16 protein-coding genes are annotated in these 19,222 nt (G+C 72.6%); 13 read left to right on the top strand and 3 right to left on the bottom strand.

What is annotated here, in order from left to right:
• The first annotated feature begins 9 nt into the window (after nucleotides 1-9).
• From infB to truB, 4 genes are all read left to right on the top strand, one after another.
• Nucleotides 10-2,859: a translation initiation factor IF-2 gene (gene infB, locus VK640_13180; GenBank protein HTE74137.1), complete on the top strand. Its 2,850-nt coding sequence runs from the start codon at nucleotides 10-12 to the stop codon at nucleotides 2,857-2,859.
• Nucleotides 2,860-2,969: 110 nt separating this feature from the next.
• Nucleotides 2,970-3,323 (top strand): DUF503 domain-containing protein, encoded by a 354-nt coding sequence (locus tag VK640_13175; GenBank protein HTE74136.1) that lies wholly within the window; start codon nucleotides 2,970-2,972, stop codon nucleotides 3,321-3,323.
• Nucleotides 3,324-3,325: 2 nt separating this feature from the next.
• Nucleotides 3,326-3,925 (top strand): 30S ribosome-binding factor RbfA, encoded by a 600-nt coding sequence (rbfA, locus tag VK640_13170; GenBank protein ID HTE74135.1) that lies wholly within the window; start codon nucleotides 3,326-3,328, stop codon nucleotides 3,923-3,925.
• Nucleotides 3,912-4,826 carry a tRNA pseudouridine(55) synthase TruB gene (truB, locus tag VK640_13165; GenBank protein HTE74134.1) on the top strand — a complete coding sequence of 305 codons (915 nt, stop codon included), beginning with the start codon at nucleotides 3,912-3,914 and terminating at the stop codon, nucleotides 4,824-4,826. The genes rbfA and truB overlap by 14 nt, the downstream gene beginning before the upstream one ends.
• 77 nt (nucleotides 4,827-4,903) lie before the next feature.
• Here truB and VK640_13160 read toward each other — a convergent pair whose 3' ends face one another.
• Nucleotides 4,904-6,364, bottom strand: coding sequence for a glycosyltransferase family 39 protein (locus VK640_13160; protein ID HTE74133.1), 1,461 nt, complete (start codon nucleotides 6,362-6,364; stop codon nucleotides 4,904-4,906).
• 64 nt (nucleotides 6,365-6,428) lie between these two features.
• Between VK640_13160 and kynU the strand changes: the two genes are divergently transcribed.
• Nucleotides 6,429-7,676 carry a kynureninase gene (gene kynU / locus VK640_13155; GenBank protein HTE74132.1) on the top strand — a complete coding sequence of 416 codons (1,248 nt, stop codon included), beginning with the start codon at nucleotides 6,429-6,431 and terminating at the stop codon, nucleotides 7,674-7,676.
• On the opposite strand, the gene VK640_13150 is transcribed toward kynU, so the two are convergent.
• A complete protein-coding gene (locus tag VK640_13150; protein HTE74131.1) occupies nucleotides 7,621-8,442 on the bottom strand; it encodes an SMI1/KNR4 family protein in 822 nt (273 codons plus the stop codon). The genes kynU and VK640_13150 overlap by 56 nt on opposite strands.
• A 254-nt stretch (nucleotides 8,443-8,696) precedes the next feature.
• Here VK640_13150 and VK640_13145 point away from each other — a divergent pair, with 254 nt between their 5' ends.
• From VK640_13145 to dapB, 8 genes are all read left to right on the top strand, one after another.
• A complete protein-coding gene (locus VK640_13145; GenBank protein ID HTE74130.1) occupies nucleotides 8,697-10,829 on the top strand; it encodes a peptidase M6 in 2,133 nt (710 codons plus the stop codon).
• A gap of 104 nt (nucleotides 10,830-10,933) precedes the next feature.
• Nucleotides 10,934-11,881 (top strand): bifunctional riboflavin kinase/FAD synthetase, encoded by a 948-nt coding sequence (locus tag VK640_13140; GenBank protein ID HTE74129.1) that lies wholly within the window; start codon nucleotides 10,934-10,936, stop codon nucleotides 11,879-11,881.
• On the top strand, nucleotides 11,878-13,053 hold the full coding sequence (locus VK640_13135; protein HTE74128.1) for a hypothetical protein: 1,176 nt from the start codon (nucleotides 11,878-11,880) through the stop codon (nucleotides 13,051-13,053). The genes VK640_13140 and VK640_13135 overlap by 4 nt, the downstream gene beginning before the upstream one ends.
• Nucleotides 13,054-13,064: 11 nt before the next feature.
• A complete protein-coding gene (locus tag VK640_13130; protein HTE74127.1) occupies nucleotides 13,065-14,096 on the top strand; it encodes an aldo/keto reductase in 1,032 nt (343 codons plus the stop codon).
• Nucleotides 14,097-14,280: 184 nt separating this feature from the next.
• Nucleotides 14,281-14,550: a 30S ribosomal protein S15 gene (rpsO, locus tag VK640_13125; GenBank protein ID HTE74126.1), complete on the top strand. Its 270-nt coding sequence runs from the start codon at nucleotides 14,281-14,283 to the stop codon at nucleotides 14,548-14,550.
• A gap of 166 nt (nucleotides 14,551-14,716) precedes the next feature.
• A complete protein-coding gene (locus tag VK640_13120; GenBank protein HTE74125.1) occupies nucleotides 14,717-16,966 on the top strand; it encodes a polyribonucleotide nucleotidyltransferase in 2,250 nt (749 codons plus the stop codon).
• Nucleotides 16,967-16,971: 5 nt separating this feature from the next.
• Nucleotides 16,972-18,297, top strand: coding sequence for a pitrilysin family protein (locus tag VK640_13115; protein HTE74124.1), 1,326 nt, complete (start codon nucleotides 16,972-16,974; stop codon nucleotides 18,295-18,297).
• Between the two features lie 3 nt (nucleotides 18,298-18,300).
• Nucleotides 18,301-19,047 carry a 4-hydroxy-tetrahydrodipicolinate reductase gene (dapB, locus tag VK640_13110; GenBank protein ID HTE74123.1) on the top strand — a complete coding sequence of 249 codons (747 nt, stop codon included), beginning with the start codon at nucleotides 18,301-18,303 and terminating at the stop codon, nucleotides 19,045-19,047.
• Between the two features lie 55 nt (nucleotides 19,048-19,102).
• Here the strand turns inward: dapB and VK640_13105 are convergent.
• Nucleotides 19,103-19,222: IS110 family transposase (locus VK640_13105; protein HTE74122.1), on the bottom strand; the 120-nt coding region annotated here is incomplete at its 5' end.

Here is a 19,222-nt window from a genome sequence, read left to right as displayed (position 1 = left end):
AGGAGAGTTGTGGCAAAGGTCCGGGTCTACGAGCTCGCCAAGGAGCTCGGTGTCGAGAGCAAGGTCGTCATGGCCAAGCTCACAGAGATGGGGGAGTTCGTCCGGTCGGCGTCGTCGACCGTCGAGCCGCCCGTCGTCCGCAAGCTCAGGGACGCCATGCCGGCCGCCCCCGCCACCGTCGACGGCAAGGCCGACGGTGCCGCGGACGGGAAGGCCAACGGCAAGGCTCCCGCCAAGAAGGCCGCCGCCAAGAAGGCCGCGCCCGCCCCCGCAGTGCCCGCCCCCGCGGCGCCGGTCACCCCTGCCCCCGCGCCCGGCGAGCCGGCGACCCCCGTGCCGCCGCCCGCGCAGGAGATCCCGGCCCCGGACTCCGCACCGCGCCCGATCAGCCCGGTGGCTCCGGAGGCACCGGCGAGCCCGGAGAGCCCTGCTCCCGCCCCCGCCCCGCGTCCCGCCGCCGCCCACTCCGGCACCGGTGGCGCGACCGACGCGCCCACGCGGCCGGCCCCCCGCCCGGCCGGCCCCCGCCCGGGCAACAACCCGTTCAGCTCCGGCGGCTCGACCGGCATGGGCCGTCCGGCCGCTCCGCGGCCGGGCAACAACCCGTACTCCACCGGCGGCTCCACCGGCATGCCGCGTCCCGGCGGGACCGCCGGCGCGCCGCGTCCGGGTGCGCCGCGGGCCGGCGGTTCCGCCGGCCCCGCCGGCCCCCGCCCCAACCCCGGCATGATGCCGGCCCGCCCGGCGCCCGGCGTCGGCCGGACCGGTGGCCCCGGGGGCCGTCCTGGCGCTCCCGCCGGCCGCGGCCGGCCCGGCGCGCCCGGCGGTGCCGGTCGTCCCGGCGGCGGCGGCGGTGGTGGCGGCGGCTACGGCGGCGGTCCCGGTGGCGGTCGTCCCGGTGGCTTCAGCGGTCGCGGCGGCGGTGCCCGTCGTGGCGGCACCGCCGGTGCCTTCGGCCGTCCCGGTGGCCCGCGGGGCCGCCAGCGCAAGTCGAAGAAGCAGCGCCGTCAGGAGTTCGACAACATGGCGGCGCCGTCGATCGGCGGCGTCCAGGTCCCGCGCGGCGACGGCTCGACCGTCGTCCGCCTCGCCCGCGGCTCGTCGCTGACCGACTTCGCCGAGAAGATCGACGCCAACCCGGCGTCGCTGGTGACCGTGCTGTTCCACCTCGGTGAGATGGCGACCGCGACCCAGTCGCTGGACGAGGACACCTTCCAGCTGCTCGGTGCCGAGCTCGGCTACCAGGTCCAGATCGTCAGCCCCGAGGACGAGGACCGCGAGCTGCTCGAGTCCTTCGACATCGACTTCGAGGGCGAGGACTGGGACGAGGACCAGCTGGTCTCGCGCCCGCCGGTGGTAACCGTCATGGGTCACGTCGACCACGGAAAGACCCGACTGCTCGACGCGATCCGCAAGACCGACGTCCTCTCGGGCGAGGCCGGCGGCATCACCCAGTCGATCGGCGCCTACCAGATCCACACCACCCACGAGGGCGAGGACCGCGCGATCACCTTCATCGACACCCCGGGCCACGAGGCGTTCACCGCCATGCGTGCCCGCGGTGCCAAGGTGACCGACATCGCGGTGCTCGTGGTCGCGGCCGACGACGGCGTCATGCCGCAGACCATCGAGGCGCTCAACCACGCCCAGGCTGCCGACGTACCGATCGTCGTGGCCGTGAACAAGGTGGACGTGGACGGCGCCAACCCGGCGAAGATCCGCCAGCAGCTCACCGAGTACAACCTGGTGGCGGAGGAGTACGGCGGCGAGACCATCTTCGTCGACGTCTCCGCGAAGCAGGGCACCAACATCGAGCAGCTGCTCGAGTCGATCCTGCTGACGGCCGACGCCGCGCTGGACCTGCGCGCGGTGGCCGACGAGCAGGCCCGTGGTGTCGCGATCGAGGCGCACCTGGACCGCGGTCGCGGCCCGGTCGCCACGGTCCTGGTGCAGCGCGGCACGCTCGCGGTCGGTGACGCCATCGTCGCCGGCGACGCCTACGGCCGGGTGCGCGCCATGCTCGACGAGCACGGTGAGCACCTCGACGTGGCGCTGCCGTCGCGACCCGTGCAGGTGCTCGGCTTCACGTCGGTGCCCGGCGCCGGCGACAAGTTCCTCGTCGCCGACGAGGACCGCATCGCCCGCCAGATCGCCGAGAAGCGCCAAGCGATGGAGCGCAACGCGGCCCTCGCCAAGGCCCGCAAGCGGGTCTCGCTCGAGGACTGGCTGGAGCAGAGCAAGGTCGACACCCTGAACCTGATCCTCAAGGGTGACGGCTCCGGCTCGGTCGAGGCGCTCGAGGACGCCCTGCTCAACATCGAGGTGGGCGAGGAGGTCGCCCTGCGGGTCATCGACCGCGGTGTCGGTGCGATCACGCAGAACGACGTCAACCTGGCCGTCGCGTCCGACGCCGTCATCATCGGCTTCAACGTGCGCCCGGCCGAGCGGGTCGGTGAGCTGATCGACCGCGAGGGCGTCGACGTCCGCTACTACTCGGTCATCTACCAGGCGATCGACGAGGTCGAGGCCGCGCTCAAGGGCATGCTCAAGCCGGAGTACGAGGAGGCGCAGCTCGGCACCGCCGAGGTCCGCGAGGTGTTCCGGTCCAGCAAGTTCGGCAACATCGCCGGCTGCCTGGTGCGCAGCGGCGAGATCCGCCGCAACTCCAAGGCACGGCTCATCCGCGACGGCGCCGTCGTGGCGGACAACCTCACGGTCGAGTCGCTCAAGCGGTTCAAGGACGACGCGACCGAGGTCCGCGAGGGCTACGAGTGCGGCATCGGCCTCGGGTCGTACAACGACATCAAGGTCGACGACGTCATCGAGACGTTCGAGATGCGCGAGAAGGCCCGCGCCTGACGCACCGAGGTGGCCGGTCGGCTCCGCATCCGCGGAGCCGGCCGACCACGGGCAGGCAAGGCGCACCAGGGGCGGGTCCCACCGCCCTTGGCACGGAAGGAGTCGGGCGGGTGTTCGTCGGCAGCATCGCCTTCGACCTGCTGCTCGGTGACGTCCGGTCCCTGAAGCAGAAGCGCTCGCTCGTGCGCCCTCTGGTCGCCGAGCTGCGCCGGAAGTACGACGTGAGCGCGGCGGAGGCAGGTCACCTCGACCTGCACCGCCGCGCCCTCGTCGGGGTGGCGGTGGTCGCGGCCCGGCCGGCGCACTGCGTCGAGGTGCTCGACGCGTGCGAGCGCCTGGTGGCCTACCGCCCCGAGATGGAGCTGCTCTCCGCCCGGAGGCAGGTCCTGCGCAGCGACGAGATCGAGACCGACGAGATGGACCAGACCGACGAGCGCCTGAGCAGTGAGACGGAGGACGAGTAGCCGTGGTGGACGTGGCCCGAGCTCGCAAGCTGGCTGACCGGATCAAGGTGGTCGTGGCCGAGACCCTCGAGACGCGGATCAAGGACCCGCGCCTGGGGTTCATCACCATCACCGACGCCCGGGTGACCGGCGACCTCCAGCAGGCGACGGTGTTCTACACCGTCTACGGCGACGACGCCCAGAAGGCCGACACCGCGGCGGCGCTGGAGAGCGCCCGGGGGGTGCTGCGCTCCGAGGTCGGCCGGCAGACCGGGGTGCGGCTCACGCCGACCCTGACCTTCGTCGAGGACGCGGTGCCGGAGAACGCCAGCCACATCGAGGACCTCCTCGCGCAGGTCGCCGCCGCGGACGCCGAGGTGCACCGGGCGGCCGCCGGTGCGGCCTACGCCGGCGACGCGGACCCCTACAAGGCGCCCCGGGACGAGGCTGACGACGCTGATGGTCCTGGCGGTCCTGGCGGTCCTGGCGGTCCTGGCGGTCCTGGCGGTCCTGGCGGTCCTGGCGGTCCTGGCGGTCCTGACGATCCTGACGGTGCCGACGGAGCCGACGAGGTCGGCGGTGCCGACGAGCCCGACGAGGACGTTCGCGATCCCGTCCGCTGACACCGCCGGCGGCGCCGTCAACGGCCTCGTCGTCGTCGACAAGCCGGCCGGCATCACCTCTCACGACGTGGTCGCCCGGATCCGCCGGCTGGCGGGCACCCGGCGGGTGGGGCACGCCGGGACCCTGGACCCGATGGCGACCGGGGTGCTCGTCGTCGGCGTCAACCGCGCGACCCGGCTGCTCGGCCACCTCACGCTGACCGAGAAAGCCTACGACGCCACCATCCGGCTCGGCGCGACCACGGTGACCGACGACGCGCAGGGCGAGGTCCTGACGACGGTCGACCCGAGCGGGGTCACCGACGATGCGCTGCGCGCCGGCATCGACGCCCTGACCGGCGACATCGCCCAGGTGCCCTCAGCGGTGAGCGCCGTGAAGGTCGCCGGCGAGCGGAGCTACAAGCGGGTCCGCGCCGGCGAGAAGGTCGAGCTGCCGCCGCGGCCGGTCACCGTGCACCGGTTCGACCTCGTCGGCTCGCGCCGCGAGGAAGGCTTCCTCGACGTCGACGTGCAGGTCGTGGTGTCGAGCGGGACGTACGTCCGGGCGCTCGCCCGGGACCTGGGCTCGGCCCTGGGGGTCGGCGGCCACCTCACCGCACTGCGCCGGACCCGGGTCGGGCCCTACGGCCTGGCCGGTGCGCACACCCTGGACGAGCTGGCCGGGCTGGTCGCGCAGGAGCCACCGGCCGACCTGCCGGTGCTGCCGATCGCCGACGCGGCCAGGGCCGCGTTCCCGGTCCGGGAGCTCGACGAGGCGGCGGCGACCGTCGTCTCGCACGGCGGCCCCCTGCCCGCGACCGGGGCGCCGGGGCCGACCGCCGTCTTCGGCCCGGACGGCCGGTTCCTGGCGCTCGTCGAGGACCGGGGCGCGACCACCCGGGCGATCGCCGTCTTCGTCTGACCAGGCCCGCCAGGGACCGTCGGGGAATCCGCATGATGACCATGCGGAGTCCCCGACAGTCCGGAAGGTGCCGGTGGTCAGGCGGAGAGGTGGCGCAGCTGCTTCCAGGCCGACGCCCAGCTGCCGGTCGGCCCGTCGCAGACCCAGACCCCGTTGCCGTCCTCCTCGTTGTCGACGCCGGTGTCCAGCCGGGCCGCGCGGGCGCACCCGCTGAGGGCGGCCGGGTCCGGCGCGCTGAAGCCGACCCACACGACCGGCCCGGAGCCCTCGGGCGGCGGCCCCCAGTCGGCGAACCCGTTGTGGGTCCCGTAGACCGGGGGCTCGACGCCGTACCACCGGAGCGCGCCCGCCTGGCCGTAGTTCTGCGTCACCACCACCGCCGAGCCCCTCTCCCCGGCCGGCAGCGAGTCGACGACGCCGCGGACCGTGCGCACCACTGCCGGCCAGCCGATCGTCTCCATCTGGTCCTCGTTGAGCGCCGGGTAGAACGACGCGTCCAGCGTCGTCGCCGGCAGCACCGGCAGCAGCGCGGGCAGCGGGAACAGCGCGGTGACGGCGACGGCCGCGGTGAAGAGGCCGACCCCACGCGTCGACCAGCGCCGCTCGAGCACGACGGCGCCGGCCGCGGCCAGCGGCGGCAGCAGGCCGAGCAGGTAGTAGTTCTTCCCGCCGGTCAGGACGAAGACGGTCAGCAGCAGCAGATAGGCGATCGGCACCGGGCGGAACCACCGCCACTGGGGGCGCCGCCACCCGGCGACCCCGCCGACCGCGGCTAGCACCGCGCCGAGCGGGTTGAGCATGACGACCTGCAGCAGTACCAACTCGGCGATGCCGCCGGCCGTGCCGTACTCGTCACGGATGTCCGCGGCGAGCTCGGTCTGCGGCCAGCCGTGCCGCGCCTGCCAGACCAGGTTGGGCAGCCAGATCAGGATCGCGACCGCCGCGCCGCCCCAGGCCCACGGTGACCGGAGGTGGTGCCGCAGCCCAGGCGTGAGGACGATGCCGGCCACCAGCCCCGCGGCCAGGAAGCCGACGAGGTGCTTGTTCTGCAGCCCGATGCCGAGCACCAGGCCGACCACCAGCCACTGCCGGGGCCGGTCGTGCTGCAGCGTCGAGACGACGAGCCGCACGACGACGGTCCACACGAGCAGGTCGGTGGTCGCCGTCGAGAGCATGTGCCCGACGGCGAGCACCCCGGCGCCGGTCGCGGTCGCGACCGCGGCGAGCAGCTCGGCGCCCCGGCCGCCGCCCAGCGCGCGGGCCAGGTCGGCGGTGACCAGCACGACCACGCCCACGGCGAGCGCGGACAGCAGGCGCAGCACGAGCAGCGAGCCGGGCGCCACGCTGTCGGCGAGCCCGGCCACCAGCGGGGTCAGCGGCGGCTGGTCCGGGTAGCCCCACTGCGGGTGGTGCCCGGCCGCCACGAAGTACAGCTCGTCGCGGTGCGGCCCGTAACGGCCCGAGAGCGCCAGCAGGAGGACGGTGGCGGCGGCCGAGACGGCGTACGTCGCGCCGGTCAGCCGGTTCGCCCCCCTCATCCCCGCATGGTCGCACCTGCCACTGACTTCGCCGCCCCGCCGCGCGAGCCCTAGGGTTCGGACGATGAACCTCGTCGAGGCCAGGCCAAGGGCCGAGCAGCTGGACGCCACCGACCCGCTGGCCGGTGTACGGGACCGGTTCCAGCTGCCGGACGGGTTGGTCTACCTCGACGGCAACTCGCTTGGAGCCCTGCCGGTCGGGGTCCGCGCGGCGCTCGACTACGCGGTGTCCCGCCAGTGGGGTCAGGACCTCATCACGTCCTGGAACACTCACGACTGGTGGGACGCGCCGCGGCGGGTCGGGGCCCGCATCGCCCGGCTGGTCGGGGCGCATCACGACGAGGTCGTCGTGGCCGACTCCACCTCGGCGAACCTCTTCAAGGCGCTGGTCGCAGCGGCGCGGATGCGGCCAGGGCGCTCGACCCTGGTCATGGAGCCCGGCAACTTCCCGGCCGACCTCTACGTCGCCGACTCGGTCGCCGAGCTGCTCGGCCTCCAGGTCGCGCGCGCCGAGCCGGGCGAGGTCGCCGCCCTGCTGGCGAAGGCCGGCGGCGACGTCGCCGTCGTGAGCTTCTCGCACGTGGACTACCGCACCGGCCGCGCGCACGACATGGCCGGCATCACGGCGGCCGTGCACGACGCGGGAGCCCTGGCGGTGTGGGACCTGTCGCACTCGGCCGGTGCGCTGCCGGTCGACCTGACCGGCGCCGGGGCGGACCTGGCGGTGGGGTGCGGCTACAAGTACCTCAACGGTGGCCCCGGCGCGCCGGCCTACGTGATGGTGGCCCGCCGCCACCAGGAGTCGGTCCGGTCACCTCTCACCGGCTGGACCGGCCACGCGCAGCCGTTCGCGATGGAGGGCAGCTACCGACCCGCCCCGGGCATCGACCGGATGCGCAACGGCACCCCGCCGGTCCTCTCGCTGCTGGCGCTGGAGGCCGCGCTGGCGGCGTTCGACGGCGTGGGCATGGACGACGTACGGGCCAAGAGCCTGTCGCTGACGTCGTTCTTCCTCGAGCTGGCCGACGAGGCGCTGGCCCCGCTGGAGTTCACCCCCGTCACACCCAGGGACCCGGCCGAGCGGGGCAGCCAGGTCTCGCTGCGGCACCCGAGGGCGTACGGCGTGGTGCAGGCGCTCCACGCTCGCGGCGTGGTCGGCGACTACCGCGAGCCGGACCTGGTGCGGCTGGGGTTCGCGCCCCTCTATCTGCGCCACGTCGACGTCGTCCGCGCCGTCGAGCAGTTGACGGCGGTCGTCACGGCGGGGGAGGAGCGGGACGAGCGGTACGACGTCCGCGCGACCGTGACCTGACCGGTCGCATGCCCATCGTCGGGTCCGCGAACGCCATCCGCGACCAGATGCTCCGGCGGGTCCGCGCCGGCGGCGCGTAGCCGAAGACCCGCTCCCAGCCGTGCCGGGCCAGCCGGGTGCGTGCCCCGTGCGCGCCCCAGGCCACGCCCATCCCGACGTCGCGCCGGCGCAGGTCGACCACGGTCCAGGACTCGTCCAGCGATGCGGCGAAGTCGCGCAGCGCTTGGTCGTCCGACGTCATCGCCGCGCGCCACGGCATCGACTGAGGGGCACGGCGGCCGACCTCGAAGAGCCGGTCCTCGTGCACGTCGTCGATCGTGGTGTCGCGGCGGGGCTCGAGCGCGCCGAGCGCCTGGTCGAGGAAGTCGCCCAGCGACGCGGCCTGGTAGAGCAGCACCGGCGCGTCGTGGCAGGCGAAGAACACCGGCGCGGTCTCCACGGTGTCCGGGGTGAGGTCGAGCAGCCAGAAGTTGCCGAAGCCGTCCGCGGCGACCGGGTGGCCGGCGGGAAGGAGCTCGGCGACCTCGATGCTGTGCCGCTCCCCGGTCAGGTCGAGGTCGAGCAGCGCCTCGGCGCCGGACGCCAGCCCGAGCAGCCGGACCAGCTCCGCCGGAAGAGCCGCACCGAGCGCGCCGTAGCGGTCGCGGAGACCGTCCACCGTGCCCTGGCCCGCCGGCGGGAGCAGGTCCAGGCGCACCGGTTCGCCGTCCTCGTCCCGCAGCTCGCCGGCCGTGGCGGCCCTGCCCAGCCGCTGCACCGCGTCCACACGGTCACGGTAGGCGACCGGAGCCCGGCTCAGGCCGGACCTGGCGCCACCCAGGACGTGACGCCCAGACGACGTCACGGACATCTCTTGTCAGGCGGCGTAACAAATGGTCAGATGACCGCACAAGCGCGGATCTCACGTCGGAGGTGGGCATATGGAACGAGCACCGGCGCGTCGGCGGACGACTCGGGGTGTCGCGGTCACGGCCGCACTCGGCCTGCTCGCCACGGGGCTCGGCGTCGGCGCCGGGGGCAGTGACCGCGCAGGCGGCGAACGGCAGCAGGGGTAAGTCGGACGTCCGCCTGATCAACGGCGACTACAACAACGGCAAGCCGCTGCGCCTCTCCCGGAAGGGCGCCAACGCCGGCGGCTCCGGCGTGAAGAGCGACCAGTTCAAGGTCGGCACCGTGCGGAAGTGGCCGGCGCTCGACGACAAGGGCGACTTCACCTACGTCAAGCAGTACGTGCTGCGCGGCATCGGCGACAACGTCGAGGTCTGGGTCGCCAAGAACCTCGCCTTCCCGGCGGGCTCAGAGGGAGCGTGCCGCAACACGGTCGGCAATGGCGAGGGCATCGTCGTCACCGACCAGCAGGTGGCGGACTTCATCGACGAGTTCGACACCAACATCTACCCGAAGGAGTCGAAAGTCTTCTCGGTCCCGCCGGACCGCGACGGCAGCGTCACGCCGCTCACCCGGGCGTACGCCCACTTCTACGGGCTGCCGGCCCGCAACTTCAAGGGTGAGGGCGACCGGATCGTCACGCTGGTGGACAACGTCCGCGACCAGAACTACTACGACCCGACGGCCGCCGACGGCCGCACCTACATCGCGGGCTTCTTCTGGTCGCTGTTCAACGAGTACACCAACCGCAACGTCATGACGCTGGACTCGTGGGACTGGATCCACCGCACCGGCACCAACCCGCCGGACGACTCGGCGGACGCCGACTACGCCGCCTGCAGCGCGAAGATCCTGCGGCCGTTCGGCGACCCGCGGCCGCTGACCTACGAGGGCACCTTCGCGCACGAGTACCAGCACCTGCTGGAGTACTACGCGAGCCCGGGCGAGTCGACCTGGATCAACGAGGGCCTCTCCGACTGGGCGCAGACCCTGGTCGGCTACGTCGACCCGAGCCTGGACCCGGCCAGCGACGACCCAGACGTCGACGGCCACCTGCAGACCTGGTTCGGCTTCAACGACGACCCGGCCTTCGGCGGCCCTGAGCAGTCGCTGACCCGGTGGCAGGACCAGGGTGCACCGGAGATCCTCGCCGACTACGGCATCGCGTACGCCTTCCAGGAGTACCTGTGGAGCCACTTCGGCGGTGACGCGTTCATGACGGCGCTGCACAACCAGGACAAGAACGGATTCGCCGGCCTGCAGGCAGTCATGACCCAGTTCGGGGTGAGCGGCACGCCGCTCGACGTCATCCACGACTTCCTGGCGTCGATGGCCCTCGACAAGGCCCTGGACACCCGGACGCTCGTCGACGCGGGACGCACGGCAGCGATGAAGACGGCGTCGCTCAACGCGCACATCAACTGGGACACGCCGCAGGCCTACAGCACCTCGGGCGCTCCGACGAACGGTGCTGACTGGCTCAAGGTTACCGACGGCGCAGCGGTCACCTTCGACGGCGCCGAGGGATACAAGCCCAAGCCGGTGGAGTGGACGAAGGCTGCGGACGGAAGGCTGTTCTCCGGCAACGCCAACAACCTCGACCGGGCCATCGCTCGGCAGATCACGGTGCCGGCCGGAAGCCCGACGGTGACCCTGGACCTCCAGTACGAGACCGAGCCCGCGTGGGACTTCGCCTTCGTGCAGGTCTACGACTCCACGGAGAAGAAGTGGGTCAGCCTGTCCAACGCGAACACGACGAGCGCCGCGGACCCGCAAGCACTGGCCACGATCCGGACCCAGCTGCCGGGTCTGACCGGCAGCTCCGGCGGCGTCGTGCCGCAGACGTTCGACCTGGCGAACTACGCCGGCCAGACGATCTGGCTCGCGGTCCGCTACATGTCGGACGGTTCGGTGAACGCGGGCGGCGTGTGGCTCAGCGGGATGTCGGTCGGCGGCACGCCCGTGGCGGACGCAACCGACCTGTCGAAGTGGACGTCGCTGACGGGCGCGGTGCCGGTGCCGGTGGCGGGCTGGACCGTCCAGCTCGTCGGCTGGAACGGTTCCCAGGCCAGCGCCCGGACCCTGACACTGGGGGCGGGCAACACCTGGACCGGTGACGTGTCGGACACGCTCGGTATCGCGAGCCCGACGTTCGCCGGCTTCATCGTGACGGCCGACGACCCGGGTGCGTCGGTCGCCCAGTACGCCGGCTACACGCTTACCCAGGGCGGCACCACGCTGCCCGGCGGCGGAGAAGGCACCTGACGCGTTCCTCCGCGTGACGACAGGCCCCGGCTGACAGGCCGGGGCCTGTCCGCGCGTCCGGCAGCCTTAGGCTGGCCCGCGGCCGTTCCACAGGGAGGTGCGCGGTGCAGGTCTGGCACGGTCTCGACGAGGTCGAGCGGCAGGGTGGCGTCGCGTCGCCGCCGGGGCCTGTCGTGACCATCGGCAACTTCGACGGCGTGCACCGCGGGCACCAGCAGGTCGTCGCGGGAGTCGTCGCGCGGGCCGCCGAGATCGCCGCGGTTCCCGTCGTCACGACGTTCGACCCGCACCCGATGTCGGTGATCCACCCGGACTCCGCGCCGCTGCGGCTGACCGACCTGGACCGACGCCTCGACCTGCTCGACCATCTCGGGGTGGGCGCGACCCTGGTCCTGCCGTTCACCCGTGAGCTCTCGCTGTGGGAGCCCAGCCGGTTCGTCGACGACGTGCTCGTCGAGGCGCTGCACGCCGTCGAGGTGCACGTGGGTGAGAACTTCCGCTACGGCCACCGGGCCGCCGGAAACGTCGAGACCCTGCGCGTCGACGGCGAGCGACACGGCTTCGCGGTGCGTGCCCTGCCGCTCGCCGGCGACACCGCCCGGTGGTCGTCGACGTACGTCCGGCAGTGCCTCGCCGAGGGCGACGTCGTGGCCGCCGCGGCCGCGTTGGGCCGGCCGCACCGCGTCGTGGGGCCGGTCGTGGAGGGCGACAAGCGGGGCCGGGAGCTCGGTTACCCGACGGCCAACCTCGCGCTGGACGCCGACGTCGCCGTGCCCGCCGACGGCGTCTACGCCGGCTGGCTGGTCCGGGCCGACGGCACGACGCTGCCCGCCGCGGTCTCCGTCGGCACCAACCCCACCTTCGGCGGCACCGTTCGCCGGGTGGAGGCGTACGTGCTCGACCGGGACGACCTCGAGCTCTACGGCGAGCGGGTCGGCGTCGAGTTCGTGCAACGGCTGCGCGAGACCATCGCCTACGCCGGCGTGGAGCCGCTCGTGGCGCAGATGGGCCTGGACGTCGTGCATGCGCGGCGCATCACCGAGGCCCCGTGACGACAGGCGGTCGAGGGAGCCGGGACACGCGGGAGGACGTCCGGGCGACCGAGCGCTGGTTCCTCGACCACGGGCTGCCGTTCTTCGTCGAGGGGCGCAGCATCACCCTCGACGACCTGGTGCGCGGTCGCTCGCTCGTCGTCCTCGTGCTGGCGTGGTTCGGCTCCCTGCTGCTCGCGGTGCCCGGGGGACAGGACTGGGGCCCCCGGCTGGTCTACGCCGGCCTCGGCGTCCTGGCGCTCGTCCTCGTGTGGGCGGTGGCCAACCTGGCCCGCCGGCAGCGGGCGCTCGAGCGCCCGAGCCGGGTCGGCCTGGTCGAGGTCGCGGTGTTCACTCTCGCGCCGGCGGCGGCCGTCGGCGCCCTTCGGCGGGACGCCGACCTGGTGCTGACGGTGCTGCTGGCGGACGTGACGGTGCTGGTCGTCGTCGCGGCAGTCGAGGTGCTCGACGCCGGGCCCATCGCGCGGTGGGCGCTGCTGCGCAGCTTCCGCGAGGTGTCCTCGCTGTTCCGCCTGGTGACCCGCGCGCTGCCGATGCTCCTGCTGTTCACGACGTTCCTGTTCATCAACACCGAGGTGTGGCAGGTCGCGTCCTCGCTGTCGACACCCGTGCTCTGGCTGGCCGTGGCGTTCTTCGGGGCGCTGGCGGTGGGCTTCCTGGTGGCCCGGCTGCCCGAGGAGGTGGCGGCGGTCAACGACGACCTCGACCCCGACGCGGTGCGCAGGGCGGTCGCCGGCAGCCCCCTCGAGGACTGCGTCGGCGACGTCGAGGACGACGTGCGTGCCGAGCCGCTTGCACGCAAGCAGCGCGTCAACCTGCTGCTGGTCCTGCTCATCACCCAGATGTCTCAGGTGCTGCTGCTGTCGCTCGCGGTGTGGGTCTTCTTCCTGTCATTCGGGGCGGTCGCGATCGAGGACTCGGTCATCTCCAGCTGGGTCGGTGACGCCGCGCCGCACCAAGTCCCGGGCCTGCGCTTTCTGTCCCAGGAGCTGCTGCAGGTGAGCATCTTCCTGGCCGCGTTCTCCGGGCTCTACTTCACGGTCTACGCCGTGACCGATGCGACGTACCGAGACCAGTTCTTCCACGAGATCACCGACGACCTTGAGCGCGCGGTCGGGGTCCGGGCGGCCTACCTCGCCCTGCGACGCGCGGCGACGTCGTCAGCACCTTAGGGTCGGTCGCCATGGAGCATCGAACCCTGGGCGGCAGCGGCGCCGCCGTGTCGACGTACGCCCTGGGAACCATGACGTTCGGCGTCGAGACCGACGAGGCGGCCGGCCACGACCAGCTCGATGTCTTCGTCGAGGCGGGCGGCACCTTGGTCGATACCGCTGACGTCTACGGCGGCGACGACCCCGGGGCCAGCGAGGAGATCGTCGGCCGCTGGTTCGACGACCGGCCCTCCGACGTCACCGACCGGGTCGTGCTGGCGACCAAGGCGCGCTTCGCCACGGGCACCGACCGCAACGACGTCGGGTTGTCTCGCCGGCACCTGGACCGTGCCCTCGAGGCCTCGTTGCGCCGGCTGCGGGTGGAGGCCGTGGACCTCTACCAGGTGCACGCCTTCGACCCCGTGACGCCGCTCGAGGAGACGCTGCGCTTCATGGACGACGCGGTCCGCGCCGGGAAGGTGCGCTACGTCGGGCTGTCGAACTTCGCAGGCTGGCAGATCCAGCGCGCGGTCGACCTCGCCGACCGGCGCGGCTGGGCGGCCCCGGTCACCCACCAGCCGCAGTACAACCTGCTCGCCCGCGAGGTGGAGTGGGAGATCGTCCCGGCCTGCCGGGCCAACGGCCTGGGCCTGCTCCCGTGGTCGCCGCTCGGCGGTGGCTGGTTGACCGGCAAGTACACCCGCGACCAGCGGCCGACCGGAGGGACGCGCCTCGGCGAGAACCCGGAGCGAGGTGTGGAGGCCTACGACCCGCGCGCCGCCAGCGCGCGGACCTGGGCGGTCGTCGACGCCTTGCAGTCGGTGGCCGAGGGCCGAGGGGTGCCCATGGGGCAGGTGGCGCTGGCCTGGCTGCACGACCGCCCGGCAGTCACCTCGGTGATCCTCGGCGCCCGGACCACCGACCAGCTGCGCGACAACCTCGGCGCCGTCGGCCTGCACCTGTCGGCGGAGGAGACGGCCCGCCTGGACGCGGCGAGCGACCCGGCGCCGGCCGCGTACCCCTACGGCGCGACCGGCCGCGAGCAGGGCTCCCGGACCGTCTGACCCAGGTTGACCGGGCCTGACCTGCGGAGATCCGTTCACCGAGCCGGTCCGGCGCGATTCGGTCCCCGGGCCGACCGGCTGGTAGCCTCGCCTACTGCCGTGCGCGTCACGGCGTGAGCCCTTTCGATCCGCCCGTGACTCAGACCGCGCGGAGCTCACTGCAGCACACCACCGAGGAGAGCCTGTGTCGCTGGACACCGCCACCAAAAAGCAGATTATCGCCGAGCACGGCAGCGCCGAGACGGACACCGGCTCGCCCGAGGTCCAGGTGGCGATGCTCTCGCGCCGCATCGCCGACCTCACCGAGCACCTCAAGGAGCACAAGCACGACCACCACTCGCGTCGTGGCCTCCTGCTGCTCGTGGGCCGGCGCCGCCGGCTGCTCAACTACCTGGCCAAGAAGGACATCAACCGCTACCGCGCGTTGATCGAGAAGCTCGGCCTCCGCCGCTAGTCCCACTCACCGTGAGGAGCGGTTCGCCCAGGCGTTCCGGTCCTCGGTAGTGGCCCGCGGACCGCTGGGCGACCTGCGTTCTGGCAGTCCGAAGGCTTCCATCGAAGACCGGCTGTTCGTCGTGTGCGACCTGCTCCTCCGCCAAGGAACAGGAGAGTGACCCGACATGGAGGGTCAGAACGTCCACACCGCCGACGCCGTCATCGACAACGGCTCGTTCGGCAAGCGCACCGTCCGCTTCGAGACCGGGCGCCTCGCCCGCCAGGCCGCCGGCTCGGTCGCGGCCTACCTCGACGACGACACGATGCTGCTCTCGGCCACGACGGCCGGCAAGCACCCCAAGGACCAGCTCGACTTCTTCCCGCTGACGGTCGACGTCGAGGAGCGCATGTACGCCGCCGGGCGCATCCCCGGCTCGTTCTTCCGCCGTGAGGGCCGGCCCTCCGAGGACGCGATCCTCACCTGCCGGCTGATCGACCGCCCGCTGCGCCCGACCTTCGCCAAGGGCCTGCGCAACGAGGTCCAGGTCGTCATCACCGTCATGGCGCTGGACCCCAAGGACATGTACGACGTCGTGGCCATCAACGCCGCGTCGGCCTCGACCCAGCTCTCCGGCCTGCCGTTCTCCGGCCCGGTGGGCGCCACCCGGGTAGCTCTCATTGACGACCAGTGGGTCGCGTTCCCCACCCACGAGCAGCTCGAGTCGGCCGTCTTCGACATGGTGGTGGCCGGCCGCACGGTCAACACCCCGAAAGGGGAAGACGTCGCGATCATGATGGTCGAGGCCGAGGCCACCACAGCTGCCTGGCACCTGATCAAGGACGATGCCAAGACCGCTCCGACCGAGGAGGTCGTCGCCCAGGGCCTCGAGGCCGCGAAGCCGTTCATCAAGGTCCTCTGCGAGGCCCAGCAGCAGCTGGCCTCGGCGGTCAACAAGCCGACGGCCGAGTTCCCGCGCTTCCTCGACTACCAGGACGACGTCCTCGAGGCCGTCAGCAGCCTGGTGGGCGACGACCTGGGCCAGGCGCTGACGATCGCCGCGAAGCAGGAGCGCGAGACCGAGCTCGACCGCCTCAAGGAGTCGGCCAAGGAGAAGCTCGCCGGCCAGTTCGAGGGCCGCGAGAAGGAGATCAGCGCGGCGTACCGCGCCGTCACCAAGAAGCTGGTCCGCCAGCGCATCCTGCGCGACAAGGTGCGCATCGACGGCCGTGGCCTCTCGGACATCCGCACCCTGGCCGCCGAGGTCGAGGTGCTCCCGCGGGTGCACGGCTCGGCGCTCTTCGAGCGAGGCGAGACCCAGATCCTCGGGGTCACGACGCTCAACATGCTCCGCATGGAGCAGATGATCGACACGTTGAACCCCGAGAACCGCAAGCGCTACATGCACAACTACAACTTCCCGCCCTACTCGACCGGTGAGACCGGCCGGGTCGGCTCGCCGAAGCGCCGCGAGATCGGCCACGGCGCACTCGCCGAGCGGGCGATCCTGCCGGTGCTCCCGGCCCGCGAGGAGTTTCCCTACGCCATCCGCCAGGTGTCCGAGGCCCTCGGCTCCAACGGCTCGACGTCCATGGGCTCGGTGTGCGCGTCGACCATGTCGCTCCTCCAAGCCGGCGTGCCGCTGCGCGCCCCCGTGGCCGGCATCGCGATGGGCCTGATCTCCGACACGGTGGATGGTGAGACGGAGTACGCCGCGCTCACCGACATCCTCGGTGCCGAGGACGCCTTCGGCGACATGGATTTCAAGGTCGCCGGCACCCGCGAGTTCGTGACCGCGATCCAGCTCGACACCAAGCTCGACGGCATCCCGGCCTCGGTGCTCGCCTCGGCGCTCACCCAGGCCAAGGAGGCCCGGCTGCACATCCTCGACGTCATGCACGAGGCGATCGACGCCCCGGACGAGATGTCGCCCCACGCGCCGCGGATCATCACCATCAAGATCCCGGTCGACCAGATCGGCGCGGTCATCGGCCCCAAGGGCAAGATGATCAACCAGATCCAGGACGACACCGGTGCCGAGATCAGCATCGAGGACGACGGCACGATCTACATCGGCGCCACCGACGGCCCGAAGGCCGAGGCTGCCCGCACGATGATCAACGGCATCGCCAACCCGACGATGCCCGAGGTCGGCGAGCGCTACCTGGGCACGGTCGTCAAGACCACGACCTTCGGTGCCTTCGTCTCGCTGGTGCCCGGCCGTGACGGCCTGCTGCACATCTCCAAGCTGCGCGCGCTCGCGGGCGGCAAGCGGGTCGACAACGTCGAGGACGTGGTCAAGGTCGGCGACAAGGTGCAGGTCCAGATCGCCGAGATCGACCCGCGGGGCAAGCTCTCGCTGGTGCCGGTCGAGGCCGGCGACACCGCCGACGGCGCGCCCGCGGGCCCGCCGGCCGACGCGTCGGTCGAGGCCTAGCCGCCTTGGGCCGTCAGGCCACCCGCACGCTCGACCGGGGGGACGGTGGTGGCGGACTCGTCCGTCACACCGTCCTGCCCGGCGGGCTGCGGATCGTCACCGAGGCGGTGCCCACCGTCCGGTCGGTGACCGTCGGCGTGTGGGTCGGGGTGGGCTCCCGCGACGAGTCGCCGGCGCTCGCCGGCGCCTCGCACTACCTCGAGCACCTGCTCTTCAAGGGCACCCGGCGCCGGGACGCGCTGGCCATCTCGGCGTCGATCGACGCGGTCGGCGGCGAGATGAACGCGTTCACGTCGAAGGAGTACACCTGCTTCTACGCGCGGGTCCTCGACGCCGACCTGCCGCTCGCCGTCGACGTCGTCTGCGACCTGGTCACCTCGTCGGTGATCCGCGGCTCCGACGTCGACGCAGAGCGGGGCGTGATCCTCGAGGAGATCGCCATGCACGAGGACGACCCGACGGACATGGTGCACGACCAGTTCGCCCAGGTCCTCTTCGGCGACGCGCCGATCGCCCGCCCGGTGCTAGGCACCGTCGAGTCGATCGAGACGATCCGCCGGTCGGCGATCAACGGCTACTACCGCCGCCGCTACCAGCCACAGGACATGGTCGTCGCGGTGGCCGGCAACGTCGACCACGCCAACGTCGTCCGTCTGGTCAAGGCGGCGTTCGCGCAGGCCGGGATGCTCGACGGCGACACGGACCCCACGCAGGCCCGGGCCGGCGGCCGCGCACCGGCGACCCGACCCGGCGACGTCCGGGTCGTGCGCCGGCCCAGCGAGCAGGCAAACGTGGTGCTCGGTGGTGCCGGCATCGCCCGGACCGACGAGCGGCGCTTCGCGCTCGGGGTCCTCAACGCCGCCCTCGGCGGTGGGATGTCCTCCCGGCTGTTCCAGGAGGTCCGCGAGAAGCGCGGCCTTGCCTACAGCGTCTACAGCTACCACGCGCAGTACGCCGACACGGGGCTCTTCGGGGTCTACGCCGGGTGTGTCCCGCGCAAGGTCGACGAGGTCCTGGCGATCTGCCGTGACGAGGTCGACAAGGTGGCCGCGGCTGGCATCACCCTCGAGGAGCTCGACCGCGGCAAGGGCCAGCTGCGCGGCTCGCTGGTGCTCGGGCTCGAGGACACCGGGTCCCGGATGAGCCGCATCGGCAAGGCCGAGCTGGTCTACGGCGAGCTGCTGTCCGTCGACGACGTACTGGCCCGGATCGAGGCGGTGACGCTGGACGACGTGGCCGCGGTCGCCTCCGACCTGCTCGCGGTGCGGCCGACGCTGGCCGTCGTGGGTCCCTTCGACGAGGACCGCGACTTCACCTCGGCGGTGGCCTAGTCCATGGCCACCCAGGTGGGCGTGCTCGGGGCGTACGGCCGGATGGGTGCTGCTGCGACCGCCGCCGTCGAGGCGGCCGAGGACCTCGACCTGGTCGCGCGCCTCGGCTCCGGCGACGAGCGCAGCGCGCTCACCGACGCGGGGGCGCGGGTGGCGGTCGACCTCACCCGGCCGGACGTGGTGATGGACAACGTCCGGTTCTGCGTCGAGCACGGGATCCACGTCGTGGTGGGCACCAGCGGCATGTCGCCGGACCGGCTGGCCGAGGTCGAGTCCTGGCTGGCCGGGGCGCCGGAAGTGGGCGTCGTGGTGGCGCCGAACTTCGCCGTCGGCGCGGTGCTGATGATGCGCTTCGCGGCCCAGGCCGCGCCGTGGTTCGAGTCGGTCGAGGTCGTCGAGCTGCACCACCCGGACAAGGGCGACGCGCCCAGCGGCACCGCACGCCGGACGGCCGAGCTGGTCGCCGCCGCGCGCCGGAAGGCCGGTCTCGGCCCGGTGCCGGACGCGACCACGAGCGACCCCGACGGCGCTCGCGGGGCGGACGTCGACGGTGTGCACGTGCACGCGGTGCGTGCCCGGGGGTTGGTGGCCAGCCAGGAGGTGCTGCTCGGCGGTCCGGGGGAGACCCTCACCCTCCGGCACGACTCCACCGACCGTTCGTCGTTCATGCCTGGCGTCCTGCTCGCGGTGCGCCAGGTCGCGTCGCGCCCCGGCCTGACCGTCGGCCTCGAGCACCTGATGGGCCTCTGAAGGCCGGTCCAGGGCGATGGACCCGGGCCGCCCGGTAGTGATGCTCCTAGGGCCGTCAAGCCAACATTTGCTGGGGTAGGTCGGCGTAGAGCTCGCGGGCGATGTAGCGCTTGAGGCAGCGCATGACTTCTCGCTTGGACAGGCCCTGCTGGGTGCGTCGCGTGACGTAGGCGCG

This window comes from Actinomycetes bacterium, from assembly GCA_035489715.1.
In the GTDB taxonomy this organism is placed as follows: domain Bacteria; phylum Actinomycetota; class Actinomycetes; order JACCUZ01; family JACCUZ01; genus DATHAP01.
Note: the sequence above shows the minus strand (reverse complement) of the source record. Positions and strands in the feature narration are given on the sequence as shown.